The 20602-nt window shown below is 32.6% G+C and carries 19 protein-coding genes and 3 tRNA genes; 9 read left to right on the plus strand and 13 right to left on the minus strand.

What is annotated here, in order from left to right:
- Nucleotides 1-15: 15 nt before the first annotated feature.
- The 3 genes from Q0075_RS03975 to Q0075_RS03985 form a co-directional block, all read right to left on the minus strand.
- Nucleotides 16-89: transfer RNA gene (locus tag Q0075_RS03975), tRNA-Arg, on the minus strand.
- A gap of 14 nt (nt 90-103) precedes the next feature.
- Nucleotides 104-178: transfer RNA gene (locus Q0075_RS03980), tRNA-Pro, on the minus strand.
- 14 nt (nt 179-192) lie between these two features.
- A tRNA-Ser gene (locus tag Q0075_RS03985) sits at nt 193-276 on the minus strand.
- A gap of 269 nt (nt 277-545) precedes the next feature.
- Between Q0075_RS03985 and Q0075_RS03990 the strand changes: the two genes are divergently transcribed.
- The 4 genes from Q0075_RS03990 (at nt 546) to Q0075_RS04005 (ending at nt 6895) form a co-directional block, all read left to right on the plus strand.
- The gene (locus tag Q0075_RS03990) at nt 546-1724 is read left to right on the plus strand and encodes an acetyl-CoA C-acyltransferase (RefSeq protein WP_297868383.1); all 1179 of its coding nucleotides are present in this window, start codon (nt 546-548) and stop codon (nt 1722-1724) included.
- 89 nt (nt 1725-1813) lie between these two features.
- On the plus strand, nt 1814-2575 hold the full coding sequence (locus Q0075_RS03995) for a C40 family peptidase (RefSeq protein ID WP_297868384.1): 762 nt from the start codon (nt 1814-1816) through the stop codon (nt 2573-2575).
- Between the two features lie 72 nt (nt 2576-2647).
- Nucleotides 2648-5098 (plus strand): PIG-L family deacetylase, encoded by a 2451-nt coding sequence (locus Q0075_RS04000; RefSeq protein ID WP_297868385.1) that lies wholly within the window; start codon nt 2648-2650, stop codon nt 5096-5098.
- A 102-nt stretch (nt 5099-5200) separates the two neighbouring features.
- Entirely contained in the window at nt 5201-6895 is a 1695-nt protein-coding gene (locus tag Q0075_RS04005) for a sodium:solute symporter (RefSeq protein WP_297868386.1), read from the plus strand.
- A gap of 25 nt (nt 6896-6920) precedes the next feature.
- On the opposite strand, the gene Q0075_RS04010 is transcribed toward Q0075_RS04005, so the two are convergent.
- A complete protein-coding gene (locus tag Q0075_RS04010; protein ID WP_297868387.1) occupies nt 6921-7772 on the minus strand; it encodes a DUF2911 domain-containing protein in 852 nt (283 codons plus the stop codon).
- Between the two features lie 136 nt (nt 7773-7908).
- Between Q0075_RS04010 and Q0075_RS04015 the strand changes: the two genes are divergently transcribed.
- The 4 genes from Q0075_RS04015 to Q0075_RS04030 all read left to right on the plus strand — a co-directional run bounded on the left by Q0075_RS04015 (nt 7909) and on the right by Q0075_RS04030 (nt 11933).
- Entirely contained in the window at nt 7909-8376 is a 468-nt protein-coding gene (locus tag Q0075_RS04015) for an SRPBCC family protein (RefSeq protein WP_291107773.1), read from the plus strand.
- Nucleotides 8377-8380: 4 nt separating this feature from the next.
- Nucleotides 8381-9079, plus strand: a complete 699-nt coding sequence (locus tag Q0075_RS04020) for an SDR family oxidoreductase (RefSeq protein WP_297868388.1) — start codon at nt 8381-8383, stop codon at nt 9077-9079.
- Between the two features lie 70 nt (nt 9080-9149).
- On the plus strand, nt 9150-10436 hold the full coding sequence (locus Q0075_RS04025; RefSeq protein ID WP_297868389.1) for a deoxyribodipyrimidine photo-lyase: 1287 nt from the start codon (nt 9150-9152) through the stop codon (nt 10434-10436).
- Between the two features lie 36 nt (nt 10437-10472).
- Nucleotides 10473-11933, plus strand: a complete 1461-nt coding sequence (locus Q0075_RS04030; protein ID WP_297868390.1) for a deoxyribodipyrimidine photo-lyase — start codon at nt 10473-10475, stop codon at nt 11931-11933.
- On the opposite strand, the gene Q0075_RS04035 is transcribed toward Q0075_RS04030, so the two are convergent.
- The 6 genes from Q0075_RS04035 to Q0075_RS04060 form a co-directional block, all read right to left on the minus strand.
- On the minus strand, nt 11930-12586 hold the full coding sequence (locus Q0075_RS04035) for an HAD family phosphatase (RefSeq protein ID WP_297868391.1): 657 nt from the start codon (nt 12584-12586) through the stop codon (nt 11930-11932). The genes Q0075_RS04030 and Q0075_RS04035 overlap by 4 nt on opposite strands.
- Nucleotides 12587-12694: 108 nt before the next feature.
- Nucleotides 12695-13600 carry a ribonuclease Z gene (locus Q0075_RS04040; protein WP_297868392.1) on the minus strand — a complete coding sequence of 302 codons (906 nt, stop codon included), beginning with the start codon at nt 13598-13600 and terminating at the stop codon, nt 12695-12697.
- 69 nt (nt 13601-13669) lie between these two features.
- Nucleotides 13670-14002 (minus strand): ribonuclease Z, encoded by a 333-nt coding sequence (locus tag Q0075_RS04045; protein ID WP_297868393.1) that lies wholly within the window; start codon nt 14000-14002, stop codon nt 13670-13672.
- A 29-nt stretch (nt 14003-14031) separates the two neighbouring features.
- Entirely contained in the window at nt 14032-14961 is a 930-nt protein-coding gene (locus tag Q0075_RS04050; RefSeq protein ID WP_297868394.1) for an aspartate carbamoyltransferase catalytic subunit, read from the minus strand.
- A gap of 29 nt (nt 14962-14990) precedes the next feature.
- On the minus strand, nt 14991-15530 hold the full coding sequence (gene pyrR / locus Q0075_RS04055) for a bifunctional pyr operon transcriptional regulator/uracil phosphoribosyltransferase PyrR (protein WP_297868395.1): 540 nt from the start codon (nt 15528-15530) through the stop codon (nt 14991-14993).
- 94 nt (nt 15531-15624) lie between these two features.
- Nucleotides 15625-17244: an ATP-binding cassette domain-containing protein gene (locus Q0075_RS04060; RefSeq protein WP_297868396.1), complete on the minus strand. Its 1620-nt coding sequence runs from the start codon at nt 17242-17244 to the stop codon at nt 15625-15627.
- 154 nt (nt 17245-17398) lie between these two features.
- On the opposite strand from Q0075_RS04060, the gene Q0075_RS04065 reads away from it, so the two are divergent.
- Complete coding sequence (locus tag Q0075_RS04065) at nt 17399-18802, plus strand: thioredoxin-like domain-containing protein (RefSeq protein WP_297868397.1); 1404 nt, start codon at nt 17399-17401, stop codon at nt 18800-18802.
- Nucleotides 18803-18887: 85 nt separating this feature from the next.
- Here the strand turns inward: Q0075_RS04065 and fsa are convergent, their stop codons facing one another.
- The 3 genes from fsa to Q0075_RS04080 form a co-directional block, all read right to left on the minus strand.
- Nucleotides 18888-19544: a fructose-6-phosphate aldolase gene (fsa, locus tag Q0075_RS04070; RefSeq protein ID WP_297868398.1), complete on the minus strand. Its 657-nt coding sequence runs from the start codon at nt 19542-19544 to the stop codon at nt 18888-18890.
- Nucleotides 19545-19665: 121 nt separating this feature from the next.
- On the minus strand, nt 19666-20154 hold the full coding sequence (locus Q0075_RS04075) for a hypothetical protein (protein ID WP_291110843.1): 489 nt from the start codon (nt 20152-20154) through the stop codon (nt 19666-19668).
- Nucleotides 20155-20191: 37 nt separating this feature from the next.
- A partial coding sequence (locus Q0075_RS04080) for an SDR family NAD(P)-dependent oxidoreductase (RefSeq protein WP_297868399.1) occupies nt 20192-20602 on the minus strand: 411 nt, incomplete at its 5' end.

Raw genomic sequence — 20602 nt, forward strand, 5'->3', positions numbered from 1 at the left:
TGCAAGGCTTTTTTGTGATCGCGCCAGGATTCGAACCTGGGACCTACTCATTAGAAGTGAGTTGCTCTATCCAGCTGAGCTACGCAACCTAAAGTTGTTATCGTCGGGGTGGCAGGATTCGAACCTGCGGCCTCCTGCTCCCAAAGCAGGCGCGATAACCGGGCTACGCTACACCCCGAAAAAACAAAAAAGCGGAGAGACAGGGACTCGAACCCTGGCGACGGTTACCCGTCGACAGATTAGCAATCTGCTCCGTTACCACTCCGGCACCTCTCCTATTATTGTTGTAAGAACTTATCTTTTTTGCGGTTGCAAATGTATATTTTCATTCTTAAATATACAACATTTTAAGGAGTTTTTTTAAATATATTTTTATAATTTTTTAAAAAACACTTACAATCAATACAATAGCATTTCAATAAAAACCAAACCATATTATCGAAATCTAAATAAAATCGATTTTCTAATTAGAATAACCTTAAAAACCTTGCCTCAATTCGAATAAAAATAGTAAATTCGCAATTCAAATAATAAACCATTTTATCATGAATAAAAAAGTAGTTATCGTTTCTGCTGTAAGAACTCCAATTGGAAGTTTCATGGGGGCTTTATCTAGTGTACCTGCTACAAAATTAGGTGCTGCTGCCATCAAAGGCGCTTTAAATAAAATCAATTTAGACCCTAAATTAGTTGACGAAGTATTAATGGGAAATGTAGTTCAAGCTGGAAACGGCCAAGCTCCTGCCAGACAAGCCGCTTTGTACGCTGGTTTATCTGAAAGTGTAGCTTGTACTACTGTAAATAAAGTTTGCGCTAGTGGTATGAAAGCCGTTATGCAAGGTGCTCAAGCTATTATGGCTGGCGATGCAGAAATCGTTGTGGCTGGTGGTATGGAAAACATGAGTTTGATTCCTCATTACGTTCATTTAAGAAATGGCGTAAAATTCGGACCAACTTCTTTAGTGGACGGAATGCAAAAAGACGGTTTAACTGATGCATACGACAACAACGCTATGGGTGTTTGTGCCGATTTATGTGCTTCTGAATACAACATTACAAGAGAAGATCAAGATAACTTCGCAATTCAATCTTATGAGCGTTCTGCGGCTGCGTGGGAAGCTGGTAAGTTTGATGCAGAAATTGTTCCGGTAGAAGTTCCTCAAAGAAGAGGTGACGCTATCGTAGTTACTAAAGACGAAGAATTCACTAATGTAAAATTAGATAAAATCCCTTCATTAGCTGCCGTTTTCACAAAAGAAGGAACGGTTACTGCTGCTAACGCTTCCACTATTAATGATGGAGCTGCAGCTTTAGTTTTAATGAGCGAAGAAAAAGCGCAATCGCTAGGATTAAAACCTTTAGCCTACATTAAATCATATGCTGATGCAGCTCAAGAACCAAAATGGTTTACAACTGCACCTGCAAAAGCTTTACCTAAAGCATTAGACAAAGCAGGTTTAACTGTTGCTGATGTTGATTTCTTTGAATTCAATGAAGCTTTCGCTGTAGTAGGATTAGCTAATGCGCAAATCTTAGGATTAGACAATAATAAAATCAATGTAAACGGTGGTGCAGTTTCTTTAGGTCACCCTCTAGGATGTTCTGGAGCTAGAATTATTGTTACTTTAATCAATGTTTTAAATCAAAACAATGCTAAAATTGGTGCAGCTGCTATCTGTAATGGTGGTGGTGGTGCTTCTGCAATTGTTATTGAAAGAGCATAATTTATTAACTTTTATTAATGATGAATTTTGAATTTTAATTACATTTGTAATTGAATTCTTAATTCATCATTTTTTATTAGACCCAACATATGTTTGGAATTTGTAATTTAGCCATAGTACCCGTAAGAGCCGAAGCCAGTGATAAAAGCGAACAAGTTTCGCAATTGTTGTTTGGTGAACACTTTAAAATTATAGAAATGACTGCCAAATGGGTACAGTTAGAAATTGCTTATGATGGTTATATTGGTTGGATTGATTCAAAACAATATCAAGCTATTACCGAAGAGCAATATCAAATTTTAAACAATACTCCAATTGTTTTAAATGCTGATTTAGTAGAATATATTACCACTCCAAATAATCAATTAACTTCTATTACAATGGGTGCTTCATTATCATTCTTGGATATTGAAGAAATTAACACCAATAAATATAGTTTTGAAGGAATAAAGATATGCGGTGAAAAACCAAAATCTGATTTTATAAAAACGGCTTTCATGTATTTGAACGCACCTTATTTATGGGGTGGAAAAACACCTTTTGGAATTGATTGTTCTGGATTTACTCAAATGGTGTATAAATTAAATGGTCATAAACTTTTACGAGATGCTTCAGAGCAAGCAACACAAGGAGAAGCCTTAAGTTTTATCGAAGAAAGTGAACCAGGAGATTTGGCATTTTTTGATAATGAAGAAGGCAATATCATTCACGTTGGAATTATGATGGAAAACAACTATATCATTCACGCCTCAGGAAAAGTACGAATTGACAGACTAGACCACTTAGGAATTTACAATGCAGAAACAAATCGACATACTCACAAGCTTAGAGTAATTAAGAAAATAATTTAAAAAAAACTGTTAAAAAGGAAGCGAATAAAACTTCCTTTTTTTTATTTCCTTATTTTTGAAAAAACTATTGCAATGAACAGAAGCTTTACTTCATTTTTTATATTTTTTATTTCACTTTCTATTTGGGCACAAGCACCTCAAAAACTCAATTCTGTAGAAATCTACGAACAAATTCAAAAACTAAACTTTTTAGGTAAAGTACTCTATTTAGCAGCACATCCTGATGATGAAAACACAAAACTTATCACCTATTTTTCAAACCATTATCACGCACAAACGGCTTATTTATCCTTAACTCGTGGCGATGGTGGTCAAAATTTAATTGGAACCGAATTGCGTGAAAAATTAGGCGCCATCAGAACTCAAGAATTATTAGCAGCTAGAAGAATTGATGGTGGCGAACAGTTTTTTACGCGTGCAAATGACTTCGGGTTTTCAAAAGAACCGAACGAAACTTTTGCCATTTGGAATAAAGATGAAGTAATGGAAGACGTGATTCAAGTAATGGAAACGTTTCGTCCTGATATCATTGTAAATCGTTTTGCGCACAATACACCAGGAACTACTCACGGACATCACACCGCTTCTGCAATGTTGAGTTTAGAAGCTTATGACATCATAAAACACAAACCAAAACGTATTTTTTTCAATACTTCTTGGTGGTTTTATGGAAGTCAGGAAGCATTTGATGCTGCTGATAAATCAAATTTTCTAGCTATTAATTCTAATGTGTTTTACCCATTAAAAGGAAAAAGCAATAACGAAATTGCCGCTTTAAGTAGAAGTCAACACAAATGTCAAGGTTTTGGAACTTTAGGAACACGTGGTGACGAAATCGAATATTTAGAATTGCTAAAAGGTGATTTACCAAACAGTAATAACTTATTTGAAGGTATCGATACTTCTTGGAACCGTGTGAAAGGTGGCAATGAAATCGGTAAAATTCTATACGAAATTGAAAAGAATTTCAACTTTGGAAACCCTTCTGTTCATATTCCAAATTTGATTCAAGCCTACGATTTGATTCAAAAATTAGAAGATTCACATTGGAAAGAAATCAAAACGAAACAAATTATCAAAATTATTGAAGCTTGTAGCGGTTTGTTCATGGAAGCCATTGCTGATTCAGAAACGATTACAAAAGATAGTAAATTCAATCTTCAATTGGAGGTGATTAATCGTAGTCAATCGAATGTAAAATTGATTTCGATTAATGCCTTAAATATCAAAAATGAAACGCAAAACAAACCTTTGAAAAACAACGTAAAAGTAAGTCTTGAATTCAAAGATGTTGTTCTTGGAAATGCGGTTGATTATTCGAACTTATTTTGGTTAAAAGAACAACAAACGGAAGGTATGTATCAAGTTTCGGATAAATCGATTCGTATTTTACCTGAAATTTCTACTTCGTTTCCTGTAATTTTCACTATTGAAATCGAGGGAAAAACTATCGAATTCGTAAAGAATATTACTTACAAATTCAACAATCCGGATGATGGTGAAATCTATATTCCTTTCACAATTTTACCAGAATTTACTTCTACAATCGAACCAAAAGTTATCATTTTTAATTCGACCCAACCTAAAGAAATCACAGTAAAAGTAAAAGCACATAAAGCTAACGCTTCGGGAAAATTATCGTTAGCAATTCCAGAAGATTGGAAAATCGAACCTAAAGAAATTCCATTTGCAATTGAAGTAAAAAATGACGAACGTAAATTCACCTTTAAAATATATCCAACGAAAGCAGAAATTACATCCAAAATGGTTGCTCAAATTACCAATTCTAATGGAACGATTTTAGACAAAGAATTGGTTACGATTCAATATCCTCACATTCCAAAACAAACGATTTTAGTAACTTCAGCATCAAAAGTGGTAAAATTAGATATTGCTACAAAAGGTAAAAACATCGGTTACATCATGGGCGCTGGTGATGAAGTGAATAAAAATTTAGAAAACTTAGGTTTCCAAGTGACCAATTTGAATCCAAATGAAATTACTACTGAAAATTTAAAATCATTCGATGCTGTAATTTTAGGAATTCGAGCTTTTAATGTCGTAGACGAATTGAAATTTAAAAATAAAACACTATTCGATTATGTAGCTAATGGCGGAAATGTTATCGTTCAATACAACACAACTAACAATTTGATTACCAAAGAAATAGCACCCTATAACGTAAAACTTTCAAGAGATCGCGTTACCGATGAAAATGCAAAAGTTACTTTCTTAGCACCGAATCACAAAGTGTTAAATCAACCAAATAAAATTACTGAAAAGGATTTCTCAGGTTGGGTTCAAGAGCAAGGATTGTATTATCCAAACGAATGGAGTTCCGAATTTATTTCTATTTTAGCTTCCAACGATCCAAACGAAACACCAAAAAATGGTGGTTTACTAATCGCTAAACACGGAAAAGGAAATTACATTTACACTGGATTAAGTTTCTTTAGAGAACTTCCCGAAGGCGTAAGTGGCGCTTATAGATTATTGGCTAATTTAATTGCACTAGATAAATAATGGAAGAAAAACACCGTTGGAAAAAAAGTTATAGCATTGTACTGATTTTGAATGCTATCTACATTTTAATTTTCTATTTACTAAAAGAAATTTATACCTAATATGGAAAATTTAGATTGGATAGTTTTATCAGTCACTTTATCGTTTATCGTCATTTACGGAATCCTGAAAACCAAAGGAAGCGCCAATGTAAAAGACTATTTATTAGATAACAACGAAACGCCTTGGTTTACCGTTGGGGTTTCGGTTATGGCAACACAAGCAAGTGCGATTACTTTTTTATCAACGCCTGGGCAAGCCTATCATGATGGAATGGGATTTGTGCAATTCTACTTTGGACTTCCGTTGGCAATGATTGTAATTGCTTATACTTTTATTCCGATTTACCATCGATTAAAAGTATATACGGCCTACGAATATTTAGAACAACGATTCAACATTGAAACTAGAACTTTAGCTGCAATTTTATTTTTAATTCAAAGAGGTTTAGGTACTGGAATCACTATTTATGCTCCTTCAATTATTTTATCAGCATTATTGGGTTGGAATTTGAACATGCTAAATATCATTATTGGTATTTTAGTAATCGTTTACACTGTAACAGGCGGAACTAAAGCGGTAAATGTTACCCAAAAACATCAGATGTTCGTAATTATGTCGGGAATGTTTATCATTTTCTTTTACATTTTAGCGAATCTTCCTCACGAAGTAGATTTTTCAAATGTACTTCATATTGCAGGGGCGAATGAAAAAATGGACATTCTAGATTTCTCTTACAATCCTGAGACACGTTACACGTTTTGGAGCGGAATTACCGGTGGATTCTTCTTGATGCTCTCCTATTTTGGAACTGACCAATCTCAGGTAGGTCGCTATTTATCTGGAAAATCGGTAAAAGAAAGTCAAATGGGATTAATCATGAATGGAATTTTAAAAGTTCCCATGCAATTTTTCATTCTTTTAACTGGAGTTTTAGTTTTTGTTTTCTTTCAATTTAACGATGCTCCATTGCATTTCAATCCAACAAATGTTGAGAAAGTAAAGGCTTCGGAATACAAAGCAGATTATGAAAATTTAGAACAAAAGTTAACCCAAATCAACACGGATAAAAAAATTGTGAATCAAATTTATATCGAACAATTAAAACACAATGAATTTGATAATCCCATTCTGAAAAAACAAATGGTTGCGCTTTCTTTGAAAGAAAAAGATTTGCGTGAAGATGCGAAAGAAGTCATTAAAAAAGTAGACGAAAAAACAGAAACTAATGACAAAGATTATGTTTTTCTCTATTTTATATTAAATTACCTTCCAAAAGGACTTTTAGGCTTACTTTTAGCCGTGATTTTTAGTGCAGCTATGTCATCAAGTGCATCTGGATTAAATTCACTTGGCGCTACTTCAGCTATTGATATTTACAAAAGAAATGTAAGTAATAAGTCAGACAAACATTATGTAGTTGCTACACAATATTTTACGGTATTTTGGGGAATTATAGCAATAGGATTTGCTTGTATTAGTTCGTTATTTGAAAATTTAATTCAATTGGTAAACATCATTGGTTCTATTTTCTACGGAACTGTTTTAGGTATTTTCTTGATTGGATTTTATATCAAATATATCAAAGGTAAAGCAGTTTTCATTGGAGCTTGCGTAAGCCAGTTAACCATTTTTTACATCTTCTATTTAGATGTAGTAAGTTACCTTTGGTTAAATTTTATTGGAGCACTTTTAACAATAACGTTATCATTCTTATTTCAAAAATATTATAATAAACATAAAAAAATCCCGATATAATCGGGACTTTTTTTTATGTAGCAAATTATTTAGACCATTCAGCAATGCTATCTTTATTCATTTTTTCATAATCAGCATTTCCTGCTTTAACTGATAAAGCTAATGATTCTTTAGCAGTAGCAATAGCTCCTTTTTTATCACCTAATTTTGCCTGAATTAAAGATTTTAATCTCAAATACCAAAAAGGTACATCTTGTCCCTTTGGAGCATTAGTAACTGCCAAATTAACCCAGGTTAAAGCTTTGTTTAAATCTCCATTTGATTGATAATAATATTGAGCTGAAGAAAAATAATCTGTAGCTGAAGGACCTGCTAACGTTTTTTCAATACTTTTCATTGCCATCTCTTGAGTTGGAACAGTAAATGGAATAGTTACCAGAGTTCTTTCCCAAGACAATTCAATTACACCAGAATCATTAGTTAAATTATTCAAGAAAATTGATAAAGATTCTACTGACTTATTCAATGTTTCTGGTTTAACTGTAACTTTCAAAGCTACTTTTGATTCATCCCAATTATCAGGTAATCCCCAATTATTAGTATCTGAATAAAATATTATATCCCAATTGTCAGCTTTTGGAGTTGAAAATAAAGCATATTTCCCTTTTTTAAGATCTTTTCCAGCAATCTTAACATCTTCACTGAAAGAAATTGTGGTATTAGCATTAGCGCCTGTTCTCCACATTTTTCCGTAAGGCACTAAATCCCCATAAACAGTTCTTCCTTTTGCACTTGGACGTGAATATTCTACTTGAACTGTAGTTAACCCAACAACTTGCTCAACTTTGGCAGAAGGACTCGATTGAGGCGTTTTAACTTGTGCTTCAACCATAAAATTGGCTAATATAACAGCCAACATAACAATAATTTTTCTCATAGATTTTTGTTTTTAAGATGCCCAAATTTACAAATTGTGAACAAATCAAATGTTAATTAATACTTAAATGATATTTTTTTGTTTAATTTATAACTAAAAAGTTTAAACAATTTAATACTTTTACAAAAAAAATAAAATGAAAATATATCGATTACATACCAAACAAAATTTACCTATTAGCATTGACAAAGCTTGGGAACTTCTATCTGATCCAAAAAATTTGCAATTAATTACTCCAGATTATATGGGATTTAAAATCCTCTCAGGAGCAGACAGACCAATGTTTCCTGGGCAAATTATACAATATATAGTTACTCCTGTTTTAGGAATTCCAACCAAATGGGTGACCGAAATCACGCATGTTGTGGACAAACAGTATTTTGTAGACGAACAGCGTTTTGGTCCCTATGCATTGTGGCATCACAAACATTTTATCAAAGAAATTCCAGGTGGAGTTGAAATGGAAGATATTGTAGATTATAAAGTGCCTATGGGAATTTTAGGTCAATTGGTCCACCCTATTTTAGTGAAACCAAAATTAGATGAGATATTTGAATACCGAAGAAAAAAATTAATCGAACTATTTGGTGAATTTAAAGGATAACATCATGAAAAATATATTATTAATTGGTGGTTCTTACGGAATTGGATTAGCCATAGCAAAAGAACTACAATTTGAAAATAACGTTTATATCGCTTCGAGAAGTAATGAAAACTTAGCCGATGTTAAAGCAACTCATATTACATTCGATGCAACAAAAGATGCTATAGACACTTCTCAATTACCTGCTGTAATTGATGGTTTAGTTTATTGTCCAGGAAGTATCAATTTAAGACCTTTTAAAGGATTAAAACCAGAAGCTTTTGAAACCGATTTACAAATTAATTTCATAAGTTTGGTAAAAGTAATTCAATCTGTTTTACCAAACTTATTAGCATCAGAACAAGCGAGTCTTGTAACTTTTAGTAGTGTTGCAGCCACTATGGGAATGCCATTTCATACTAGCGTTGCAGCAGCAAAAGGAGCAATTGAAGGTTTTGCAAAAGCATTAGCAGCAGAATATGCACCAAAAATTAGAGTGAACGTTATTGCGCCATCATTAACCGATACACCTTTAGCCGATAAATTCTTGAATAACGAAACCAAACAAGAAAAATCAGCAGAGCGTCATCCATTAAAACGATTTGGAAAACCAGAAGACAGCGCACAAATTGCAACCTTTTTATTAAGTGATAAAAGCAGTTGGATTTCGGGACAAATTTTCCATGTGGATGGTGGAATGTCAACATTATTAGTAAACGGATAAAAAATTAAAAAACAACTTCAAGTTCAAACTCAAAATCAAACTTGAAACTTGAAACCTGAAACAAAAAAATATGAACATCTTTTGGTTTAGACGCGATTTAAGAGTAGATGACAACATTGGACTTTTTCATGCTTTGAATAGCGATGAAGAAGTTTTACCTATTTTTATTTTTGATGAAAACATTCTATCGCAATTACCAAAAAATGATGCTCGTGTTAGTTTTATACACGAACAATTAGAAAAAATTCAATCGGAATTAAAGAAGCATGGAAAATCATTAGCGGTTTTTCATGGCAAACCAATAGAAATCTTCGAAAAACTAGTTGCTGAAAATAGCATTTCATCGGTTTACACCAATCACGATTACGAACCTTATGCTCGCAAACGTGATAAGGAACTGAATCAATTATTTGTAAGTAAAGGAATTTCATTCTTAACTTCTAAAGATCAAGTTATTTTCGAAAAAAGCGAAGTAGTTAAAGATGATGGAAGTCCATATGTAGTCTACACGCCTTATTCAAAAAAATGGAAAGAGAACTTTAAGAAGATTAAATTGGTTCATTATCCATCAGAAGAAAAATTGGATAGAATTGCGCAGCACTCCTACCCTTTTTTATCGTTGTCCGATATTGGTTTTGAAAAATCGGAAATTAAAATTACTCCTTTTGATGTTTCCGAAAGTTTAATTCAGAATTACGAAGCCACTCGCAATTTTCCTGCTTTGAATAAAACTTCTTATTTGGGAATTTATCTACGTTTTGGAGCGGTTTCTATCAGAAAAATGATAGAAAAAGCTATCGCTGAAAAGAACGAAACCTTTTGGAACGAATTGATTTGGCGCGAATTTTTCATGCAAATCTTATGGCATTTTCCACACACACAAAATGCAAGTTTTAGACCAAAATATGATGCCATTATTTGGGAAAACAATGAAGATTTATTTCAAAAATGGTGTCAAGGAAAAACCGGTTATCCTTTTGTTGATGCTGGAATGCGTGAATTGAATAAAACCGGTCATATGCACAATCGCGTGCGTATGATTGTTGCTAGTTTCCTATGCAAACATCTCTTAATCGATTGGCGTTGGGGCGAAGCTTATTTCGCTCAAAATCTTTTGGATTATGAAATGGCGAGTAACGTTGGGAATTGGCAATGGGCTGCAGGTTCAGGAGTGGATGCCGCACCTTATTTCCGAATTTTTAACCCAACAGAACAAATCAAGAAGTTTGATAAAGACTTAAAATACATCAAAAAATGGGTTCCTGAATTGGAAACTCAATATTATCCAAAACCTATCGTAGACCATAAAGAAGCTCGAGAAAAATGTTTAAAAGTCTATAAAGAAGCTGTTGGTTAGGATAGCGTTGCCCTAAACACTATAAAATGTAAAAAAATGAAAATTGTTTGGTTCAAGAGAGATTTGCGTTTGCACGATCATGAAGCCTTACATGAAGCCTTATCGACTTCTGGGAAAACGTTATTGCTTTACATTTTCGAACCTTCGTTGATGAAAGATTATCATTATAGTCAACGTCATTTTGATTTTGTCAAACAATCATTAGAAGCATTACAGAAAGAACTTTTAAAATATCACACTCAAATATTAATTGTTCAAGGCGAAGCAATTGCAGTTTTTGAAAAACTTTCGAAACTTATTTCCATAAGAGCGGTTTATTCGCATCAAGAAACGGGAATAAAATTAACTTTTGATAGAGATTTAGCTGTTGCTAAACTATTAAAAATCAAAGGAATTACATGGAATGAATACATTACAAATGGAGTTATTCGTGGCATCAAAAACCGAAAAACTTGGAAAGAAGATTGGTATGATTTTATGGATAAAGATTGTCTTCCGTTTCAGCCTACACCAAGAAGTTTTGTCAAATACATTGAAATTGAAGAATTAGAAAATCATTTCGAAATTCCATCAATTCAAACGATTCATAATCCCAATTTTCAGAAAGGTGGCGTTCCAACGGCTTTACGCTACATGAAATCTTTTTTTGAAGAACGTGTACAAAATTATAGCAGTCATATTTCAAAACCAGAATTAGCAAGGAAAGGTTGTAGTCGTTTATCACCTTATATTGCTTGGGGAAATTTATCTATTCGACAAGTGTATACCAAAGCTTGGGAATTACATCAGCAAGGAAAATTCAAGCGTCAGATTTCTAATTTTGCTTCTCGATTACGTTGGCAAGCGCATTTCATACAAAAATTTGAAATGGAATGTTCAATGGAATTTATCGCCGTAAATAAAGGTTATCGCAATTTGAATCAAAGAGTTAACGAAAAATATCACAAGGCTTGGATAACTGGAAAAACAGGTGTTCCGTTGGTTGATGCTTGCATGCGTTGCCTAAATACGACAGGCTATTTGAATTTTAGAATGCGTGCATTAGTGGTTTCGTTTTATACGCATCATTTGTTCCAACCTTGGCAAAATTGTAGTCCGCATTTGGCCCAACAATTTTTAGATTTTGAACCAGGGATTCATTATCCCCAAATTCAAATGCAAGCTGGCGTTACAGGAATTAATACATTACGGGTTTATAATCCTGTTAAAAATTCGTACGAACATGATGAAGATGGAAATTTCATTAAAAAATGGGTTCCAGAATTAGCCAATATTCCAACCGAATTCATTCACGAACCTTGGAAATTAACTCCAATAGAATCCATGTTGTACGGTTTTGAATTAGGACGAGATTATCCAAATCCTATTGTGAATTTAGAGGAAGCTAGAAAGTTTTCGAGTGATTTCTTTTGGTCGATGCGAAAAAATGAATCGGTTAAAAAAGATAGCAAACGTATTTTAGCGAAACATACGTTACACGATCAAGAAATGAGTTAGTTCAAATCTCGAACTTTCTCAAAATTCAATTCATTGAAATGTCGAATAACGACATTAGCTTTAGATAAATCTTGGTCTTTAGAATGAAAACTATCGTAACCCACACAAAAAATTCCCGCTGAAACTGCGGCTTGAATTCCGTTGGTGCTGTCTTCAATTATGATGCAATTTTCTTTTGGAGCAATTGATAAACTTGCAGCGTGTTCAAAAATAGCAGGATGCGGTTTCGACTTCGGAAAATCTTCACCTGAAACGATATGTGTAAAATATTGATGCAAGTTAAAACGAGTAAACACTCTATTAATCGTCACCTTTGAAGCCGAAGAAGCTACAATTAGCTGAATTCCGTTTGCGTGTAAATCTTTGATTAAGTTTTCTACTCCTTCAATTAAATACAAATCTTCTTTCAAATCGAAAGCTTCGTTAAATAAACTGCGTTTTCTCAAGATTAAATCTTCCACATCTTCTTGCAAATCGAACTGTGCTTTTAATTTCTGAAAGATATTTCGAGTGGAATTACCTGTAAAAGAACGATACATTTCATCTGAAACTTCGATGCTTAATTCATTAAAATGTTGATAATACGCAAAATGATGCACCGGTTCGGTATCTACAATTACGCCATCCATATCGAAAATTACAGTTTGTATCATTTTTAAATCTTTAAAATCTAAACTTTTTTTGGAACACAGATTTAAGAAATCATTATAATTTTTAAAATTTCTCCAATCAGTGTTCCTAACTTGTTATATCATTGGAAATTAGAATTCAAATTCTCTACCATCATCCGCCAAAAGCACATTTTCAAAAATAGTTTGTGCTTCTGTTTTAAAAGGTTCTATAGAACCGTAACGTGTGGAATAATGCCCTAAAATTAAGTTTTTAGCATTCGCTAATTTTGCGATTTTGGCCGCTTCTTTTGCTGTACAATGTTTTGTTTTTTCAGTATATTGTTGTTCAGAATCTAAGAAAGTAGATTCGTGATACAACACATCGACATCTTTGATAATAGGAACAATAGATTCATCATACAAAGTATCGCTACAAAACGCATAACTCATAGGAGCATCAGGTGGATACGAAAGCAATTCATTAGCAATCACTTCGCCTGAATCCAAAGTCACATTCCCTCCAGATTTAATTTTATCGAAATACACTTTTTCAATTATATATTTCGCAACCGCTTCTATATTCAAATGGCGTTTTCCTAACTTTTCTTGAAATAAAAATCCATTCGTATAAACACGATGATTTAACGGAATCGTTTTTACAATTACCGTTTCATCTTCAAAAATGACTTCGCTTTCTTTCGATTCTAATTCGTGAAAATATAAATTATAACCCGTAAACGAACCCGAAGCACGTAATTGCAATAAAATGATTTCTTTTATTCCTTTTGGACCATAAACGTGTAAATCGTTTTCTCGATTTAACAACATAAACGTTGAAATTAAACCTATTAATCCATAAAAATGATCGCCATGTAAATGCGAAATAAAAATATGATTAATACGAGAAAACTTGATTTTATGCTTGCGCAATTGCACTTGCGTTCCTTCACCACAATCGATTAAAAACATATGATTTTTTATGTCTAAAACTTGTGAGGTGGGATTCGTTATGGTTCTGGGAGTGGCTGCGTAACAACCGAGTATTTGTAGTTTCATTTTTTAGTGTTCAGTCGCAGTTTTCAGTCGCAGTTACTGAATACTGTAAACTGAGACTGTAAACTTTTATTAAAATCCTAAATCGCGTTCAATTTCGTCCATTTCAATCATGTCGTGAGCTTCTAAAACAGAAGGAACCACGTTTAAATAATTGGGAACTTTATTAAAATCAACTTCATCAGAAACAATAATCATTGATTTTTTTGCTTTTTTATGCGTTTTTGCCAACTCTTTAAAATGAGCTAAATCAGCATTAGAAAGGGTTTTATTATTTGACACATCCAAAATTAAATTCTGACCTTGAAACATATGATATTCATTGGTTAACTTTTCCACAAAAGCTTCCACATTGTTGTGGGTATCTTTAATTATTGTAGTATGTCCTTTTTGATCGACTTTCATTTGTTGAATTCTGAATTTATGCTAAGATACTAATTTTTAATCTTACTTGCCAATAAATAAATCACTGCCATACGTACTGCAACTCCATTTTCTACTTGCTCTAAAATCACCGATTGTTGTGAATCCGCTACATCTGAAGTAATCTCCACTCCTCTGTTAATTGGACCTGGATGCATGATTACGATTTCTTTATTTAGCGAATCTAATAATTCTTTGGTTACGCCGTATTGTTGGGTATATTCTCTTGTCGTAGGGAAATAACTTACATCTAAACGTTCGTTTTGCACACGTAACATATTCGCTACATCTGCCCATTCTAAGGCTTTACGAAGATTTGGTTCTACCTTTACTCCAAGTGATTCAATATATTTTGGAATTAATGTTTTTGGTCCGCATATTTTAACTTCGGCACCTTGCATTTGAAGTGCGAAGATATTGGATAAGGCAACTCTTGAATGCAAAATATCGCCTACGATTACGATTTTCTTTCCGCCAACATCGCCTAATTTTTCTCTAATTGTAAAACTATCCAATAAAGCTTGTGTTGGGTGTTCGTGAGCGCCATCTCCAGCATTTACAACACTTGCCCCAATATTTTGTGATAAAAAATGAGCCGCTCCAGGACTGCTGTGACGCATAACCACCATATCTACTTTCATAGATAGAATGTTGTTAACTGTATCAATTAAAGTTTCACCCTTTTTAACTGAAGACTGAGCTGCTGAAAAACTAATCACATCCGCTGAAAGTCGCTTTTGAGCTAATTCGAAAGATAATTTGGTTCTTGTACTATTCTCGAAGAAAATGTTAGCAATCGTAACATCTCGTAAAGACGGTACTTTTTTGATTGGTCGATTAATTACTTCTTTGAAATGGTCAGCCGTTTCGAAAATTAAATCGATATCTTGTTTGGTAATGTATTTTATTCCGATTAAATGATTTACTGATAATTCTTTCATTTATATGTAGTTGTGTGTTTGTAGTTATGTTATTTTGTTATTAGGTAAACGGCATCTTCTCCATCGTTTTCAAGCCATTTTACTAATACTTTTTCGTTGTTTATGGCATCTACTTGTCTTCCTCTATAATCAGGTTGGATAGGTAAATGACGACTAAATCTTCTATCTATTAAAGTTAAAAGTTCTACTTCTGATGGTCTTCCAAAGGATTGAATTGCAGTTAAAGCGGCATTAATACTTCTTCCTGTATACAAAACATCGTCAATGAAGACTACTTTATTATCTTCTACTAAAAAATCGATTTGGGTTTTGTTAGCTTCCAATGTTTTTTCGCCTCTTCTAAAATCATCACGAAAGAAAGTAATATCTAAAAATCCTAATTGTATGTTGGAAACTTGATATTCTGATTCTAAAATTTGTTTGATTCTTTCGGCTAAAAATTTACCTCTTGGTTGTAAACCGATTAAGATAGTATTTGAGAAATCTAAATGATTTTCAATTAGTTGACAAGCTAATCGATGCAAGATAATGTGTACTTCTTTTGAAGTGAGCAAAACTTTTTGACTCATAGTGTGTTGTTTGTACAAATTTAGAATTTATATTTCTAATAGCAATTGTAATGTAAAAAAAATCCCGTTACTAAAATTAGCAACGGGATTGATATTAAGAATACATTTTCTTTCTTAATTCTTTGATTTTTTCATCTTCTAAATATTCGTCAAATGTCATGTATCTGTCGATAGCTCCATTTGGTGTTAATTCTAAGATTCTGTTTGCAACTGTTTGCGCAAACTCGTGGTCATGCGTTGTAAACAAAACCGAACCTTTGAAATTATTTAATGAATTATTAAAAGCGGTAATCGATTCTAAGTCTAAGTGATTTGTAGGTTCGTCTAACATTAATACATTAGCTCTAATCATCATCATACGCGATAACATACAACGTACTTTTTCTCCTCCTGATAACACGTTACATTTTTTTAAGGCTTCTTCTCCTGAGAAAATCATTTTCCCTAAGAATCCACGAACATAAACTTCGTCGCGTTCTTCTTCGGTTTTTGCCCATTGACGTAACCAATCCACTAAGTTCAAATCAACACCCTCAAAAAACTCATGGTTATCTACTGGTAAATAGGATTGTGTTGTAGTAATTCCCCAATCAAACGTACCTGCATCTGGAGTCATTTTGTTGTTTAAGATTTCATAAAAAGCTGTTGTTGCTCTTGAATCTTTTGAGAAAACTACAATTTTATCACCTTTAGCCATGTTTAAATCTACATTTTTAAATAAGGTTTCTCCATCAACTGAAGCTGCTAAATTTTGTACATTTAAAATTTGATCACCTGCTTCTCTTTCGGTATCGAAAATAATCGCAGGATATCTTCTGCTTGAAGGCTTAATCTCGTCTAAATTTAATTTTTCAATCATTTTTTTACGAGAAGTAGCTTGTTTAGATTTTGCTACGTTCGCACTAAAACGACGAATAAATTCTTCTAATTCGGCTTTTTTCTCTTCCGCTTTCTTATTTTGTTGTGCTTTTTGACGTGCTGCTAATTGTGAAGATTCGTACCAAAACGTGTAATTTCCTGAATAATGTGTGATTTTTCCAAAATCAATATCTGAAACGTGGGTACAAACCGCATCTAAAAAGTGACGGTCATGCGAAACCACTAAAACCGTGTTTTCATAATTCGCTAAGAAATTCTCTAACCAACCAATGGTTTCAAAATCCAAGTCATTCGTAGGCTCATCCATAATTAACACATCTGGATTTCCGAATAAAGCTTGTGCTAATAACACACGAACTTTTAATTTTCCGTCCAAATCAGCCATTAATGTATAATGATACTCTGGACCAATTCCTAAGTTAGAGAGCATTGTTGCTGCGTCACTTTCGGCATTCCACCCGTTCATTTCGTCAAATTGTAACTGCAATTCTCCGATTCTGTTGGCATTCTCGTCTGTATAATCTGCGTATAAAGCATCCATTTCTGTTTTTACAGCATGCAATACTTTATTTCCCATCATAACGGTATCTAAAACAGTATATTCATCAAATAAGTTGTGATTTTGATTTAAAACCGACATACGTTTTCCTGGTTCAAGAATTACTCTACCAGACGTTGGTTCCATTTCCCCAGCAATAATTTTCATGAAGGTAGATTTACCCGCACCATTGGCACCAATGATTCCATAGCAATTTCCTTGCGTGAAAGTAGTATTTACTTCATCGAATAAAACTCGTTTTCCAAATTGAACCGATAAGTTTGAAACTGTTAACATTTTGTATTTTTATTAAAATTGTTGCAAAAGTACTAAATTTAGAAGATTTTTGATACTTTAATTTAGAATTAATATAGGTTTATTTTAACTGTACCTTAACAACTAGATTTGAATATATCTGATACATTTGTTTCTAGATTTAATAATCAAGTAGATGATTAAAGATTACACTAAATACTTTTTACCCCTATCTATTTTGCTTCTAACTACTTTAACTTCTTGTAAAAGAACGTTTAAAGAAGATGATTATGTTGCCTATTTTGGTGGAGAAATATTAAATCCGCAAGAAAAATATATATTATTCTTAAAAGACGATGAAGTAATTGACACCATTTATTTAGACAAAAATAATCGTTTCATACATAAATTTGACTCTTTACCTCCTGGATTATATAGTTTTAAACACAATCCTGAATATCAATATGTATATTTCGACAAAAATGATAGTTTAATGGTCAGGTTAAATACTTTTGACTTTGACAATTCAGTCGTATTTTGTGGTCGCGGAGATGAAAAGAACAATTTTTTAATGGAATTATATCTTAAAAATGAAGCCGATAAAAATAACATGTATGATAATTTTGATAAAGATGTAAAGAGTTTTATCAAAAATATAGATTCTAGTTTTGCTATTCGCAAATCTTTCTACTTAAAACGTAAGGCAGAAATTGGTTGGGATGAGAATTTTGATGTAGTTGCAAAAGCTTGTTTAGACTTTCATCATATCACCAAAAAAGAAATTTATCCTTATGCACACCAATTTAGAACAGGAGAAAACATTAGAACAAAACTCCCTTCTAATTATTACGAGCACCGAAAAGAAGTTGATTTTGAAAATGCACTCTTAACCAATTATTCACCATTCATCAAATATGTAAGTGTAATGTTAAACAACGTTGCGCTTCAAAAAGACCATCTAGATTTGAATGAGAATTCTTTAGAGAACAATATAGAAAAATTAAACATCACAGATACTTTAATTAAAAATCAGAAAGTTAAAAATGTGGTATTGAATAATGTTGCTTTGATGTACTTGTTAGAAGATCAAAACATGTACAACAATCAAAAATTTATTGAACGCTACTTACAACTAACTACTGATAAAGAAAACAAAAAAGAAATTTCTGAAATTTATAATTCAGTTCAAAATTTAAAAGTAGGGAATCGTTTACCGAAAATTGAATTTGTCAATAGTTCATATCAACCAGTAGACATTAATACACTAATTAATAAACCAACCGTTTTGTTCTTTTGGACGAGTCACGCTGAATCTCATTTTGCAGCTTCCCATAAAAAAGTAACCGAATTGCAAGCTAAGTATCCAAATTATGAATTTATTGGTATTAATGTAAATGATAATGATGCCAATTGGAAAAACGCTTTAAAGAAATATAATTTTGAAGGTATAAAAGAATTACACGCTATTGATTTTGAAACCATTAGAAAACAATGGGTGATTACAAAAATCCACAGAATTATCATCTTAAATGCGGATGGAACTATCAAAAATGGTTTTGCCAATTTGTTTGACGTGAATTTTGAACAGAATTTAAAATAAAATTAGTATTGTTTTTGGATAACCATTACTAATAAAAAAAGCGTTCTAAATTAGAACGCTTTTTGCTTTTTATATTCTTCAGAAATTATTTATTTCCTTTTTCGTAATCAGCAATAAACTGAGCAATTCCAATATCTGTTAATGGATGTTTCAATAATCCAGTAATTGATGATAAAGGTCCTGTCATAACATCAGCACCAATTTTAGCACAATTTACAACATGCATGGTATGACGCACTGAAGCTGCTAAAATTTGCGTTTCAAATCCGTAGTTATCATAAATTTGACGAATTTCATCAATTAAATTTAAACCATCTGTAGAAACATCATCTAATCTTCCTAAGAAAGGAGAAACATAAGTAGCACCAGCTTTAGCCGCTAATAAAGCTTGACCAGCTGAGAATACTAAAGTAACATTTGTTTTAATTCCTTTATCAGAGAAATATTTACAAGCTTTAACGCCTTCTTTAGTCATAGGTAATTTCACTACGATTTGTTCGTGTAAGTCAGCTAACTCCTCACCTTCTCTAATCATACCTTCTAAATCCATTGCATTTACTTCTGCACTTACATCACCGTCAACAATGTTACAAATGTCTACGTAATGTTTTAGGATATTGTTTTTTCCTGTAATGCCTTCTTTAGCCATTAACGATGGGTTTGTAGTAACACCATCTAAAATTCCTAATTCTTGTGCTTCTTTAATTTGCTCTAAATTAGCTGTGTCAATAAAAAATTTCATCTTTTTAAATTTTAAAGTATTGTGTGTTGTTTCGAAATGCAAAAGTACAAATAAAAAATTCCAAATTCAAGGGCAAGGACAAGTTGAGAAAATTTAAACGTAAATAGATTTAGAAGTTATATCAATTCTTTTTTTGAAAATTTTTAAAAATCCAACCATCATAACTCATAATTGAATTTTCATCACTTGTTGAACCTATAATTATTGAACAATCAAATTTATCAAATAATTTGTGCTTTATGTCTAAATCCCATAGCTCTGAAAAAGTTTTCTTCTTTAAAGTCTCAACAATCTTAGGATTATTTTGTTCACAATAATTTATATCAAAAAGAAAAAACAATTGATTAAATTTTGGATTTGAGTTTATTGGAACAATAGCTGTTTTTTCAATTTTACCATTATAAACAACATCACAATCGTATATTTCACCAAAAACTAATTCGAAAAAAGGGTTACTTAATTTTGAGAGTTCTTGATATTCTATATTTCCTTCACTTTGATGTAAAGCAGATTCAAAATCGTTTTGATTACACTTTGGACATCTTAATTTTTCGCCATCAAAAAAATATTCTACTTCTTGACAATTCGGACATAAAAATCTATTTTCCATTTTTGAATACCTTAAATTTGAAATAAACTTGAATGAACTACAACTTATAATGATTCATCAACATTTTCTCATACACCGTATCAGGCAAAATACGTTTTAGAACAATAGAAAACTTTTGCATGAAAGCCCCAACTTTATAATGTACTTTTGGTTTATCCGTTTTAATGATAGCAAAAATTGCTTCTGCCATTTCGTTTGGATTACTGCCGCTATCCACGTGCGAATCCATTTCTTTTAAAGTATTTCCGTAAGGAACTTCATAAGCTGAACCTTTCACAACTGGTGCATGATAACGTCCTGCAGCAATATTAGTGGCAAAATCTCCTGGAGCTACATTTGTAATTTGGATTCCGAAGGATTTTACTTCCATTCGCAACGCTTCGGTAATTAATTCTAAAGCGCCTTTTGATGCGGAATAAATGCCACGATAAGGCAATCCCATATAACC

The organism is uncultured Flavobacterium sp. (assembly GCF_937967675.1).
Taxonomy (GTDB): Bacteria; Bacteroidota; Bacteroidia; order Flavobacteriales; family Flavobacteriaceae; genus Flavobacterium.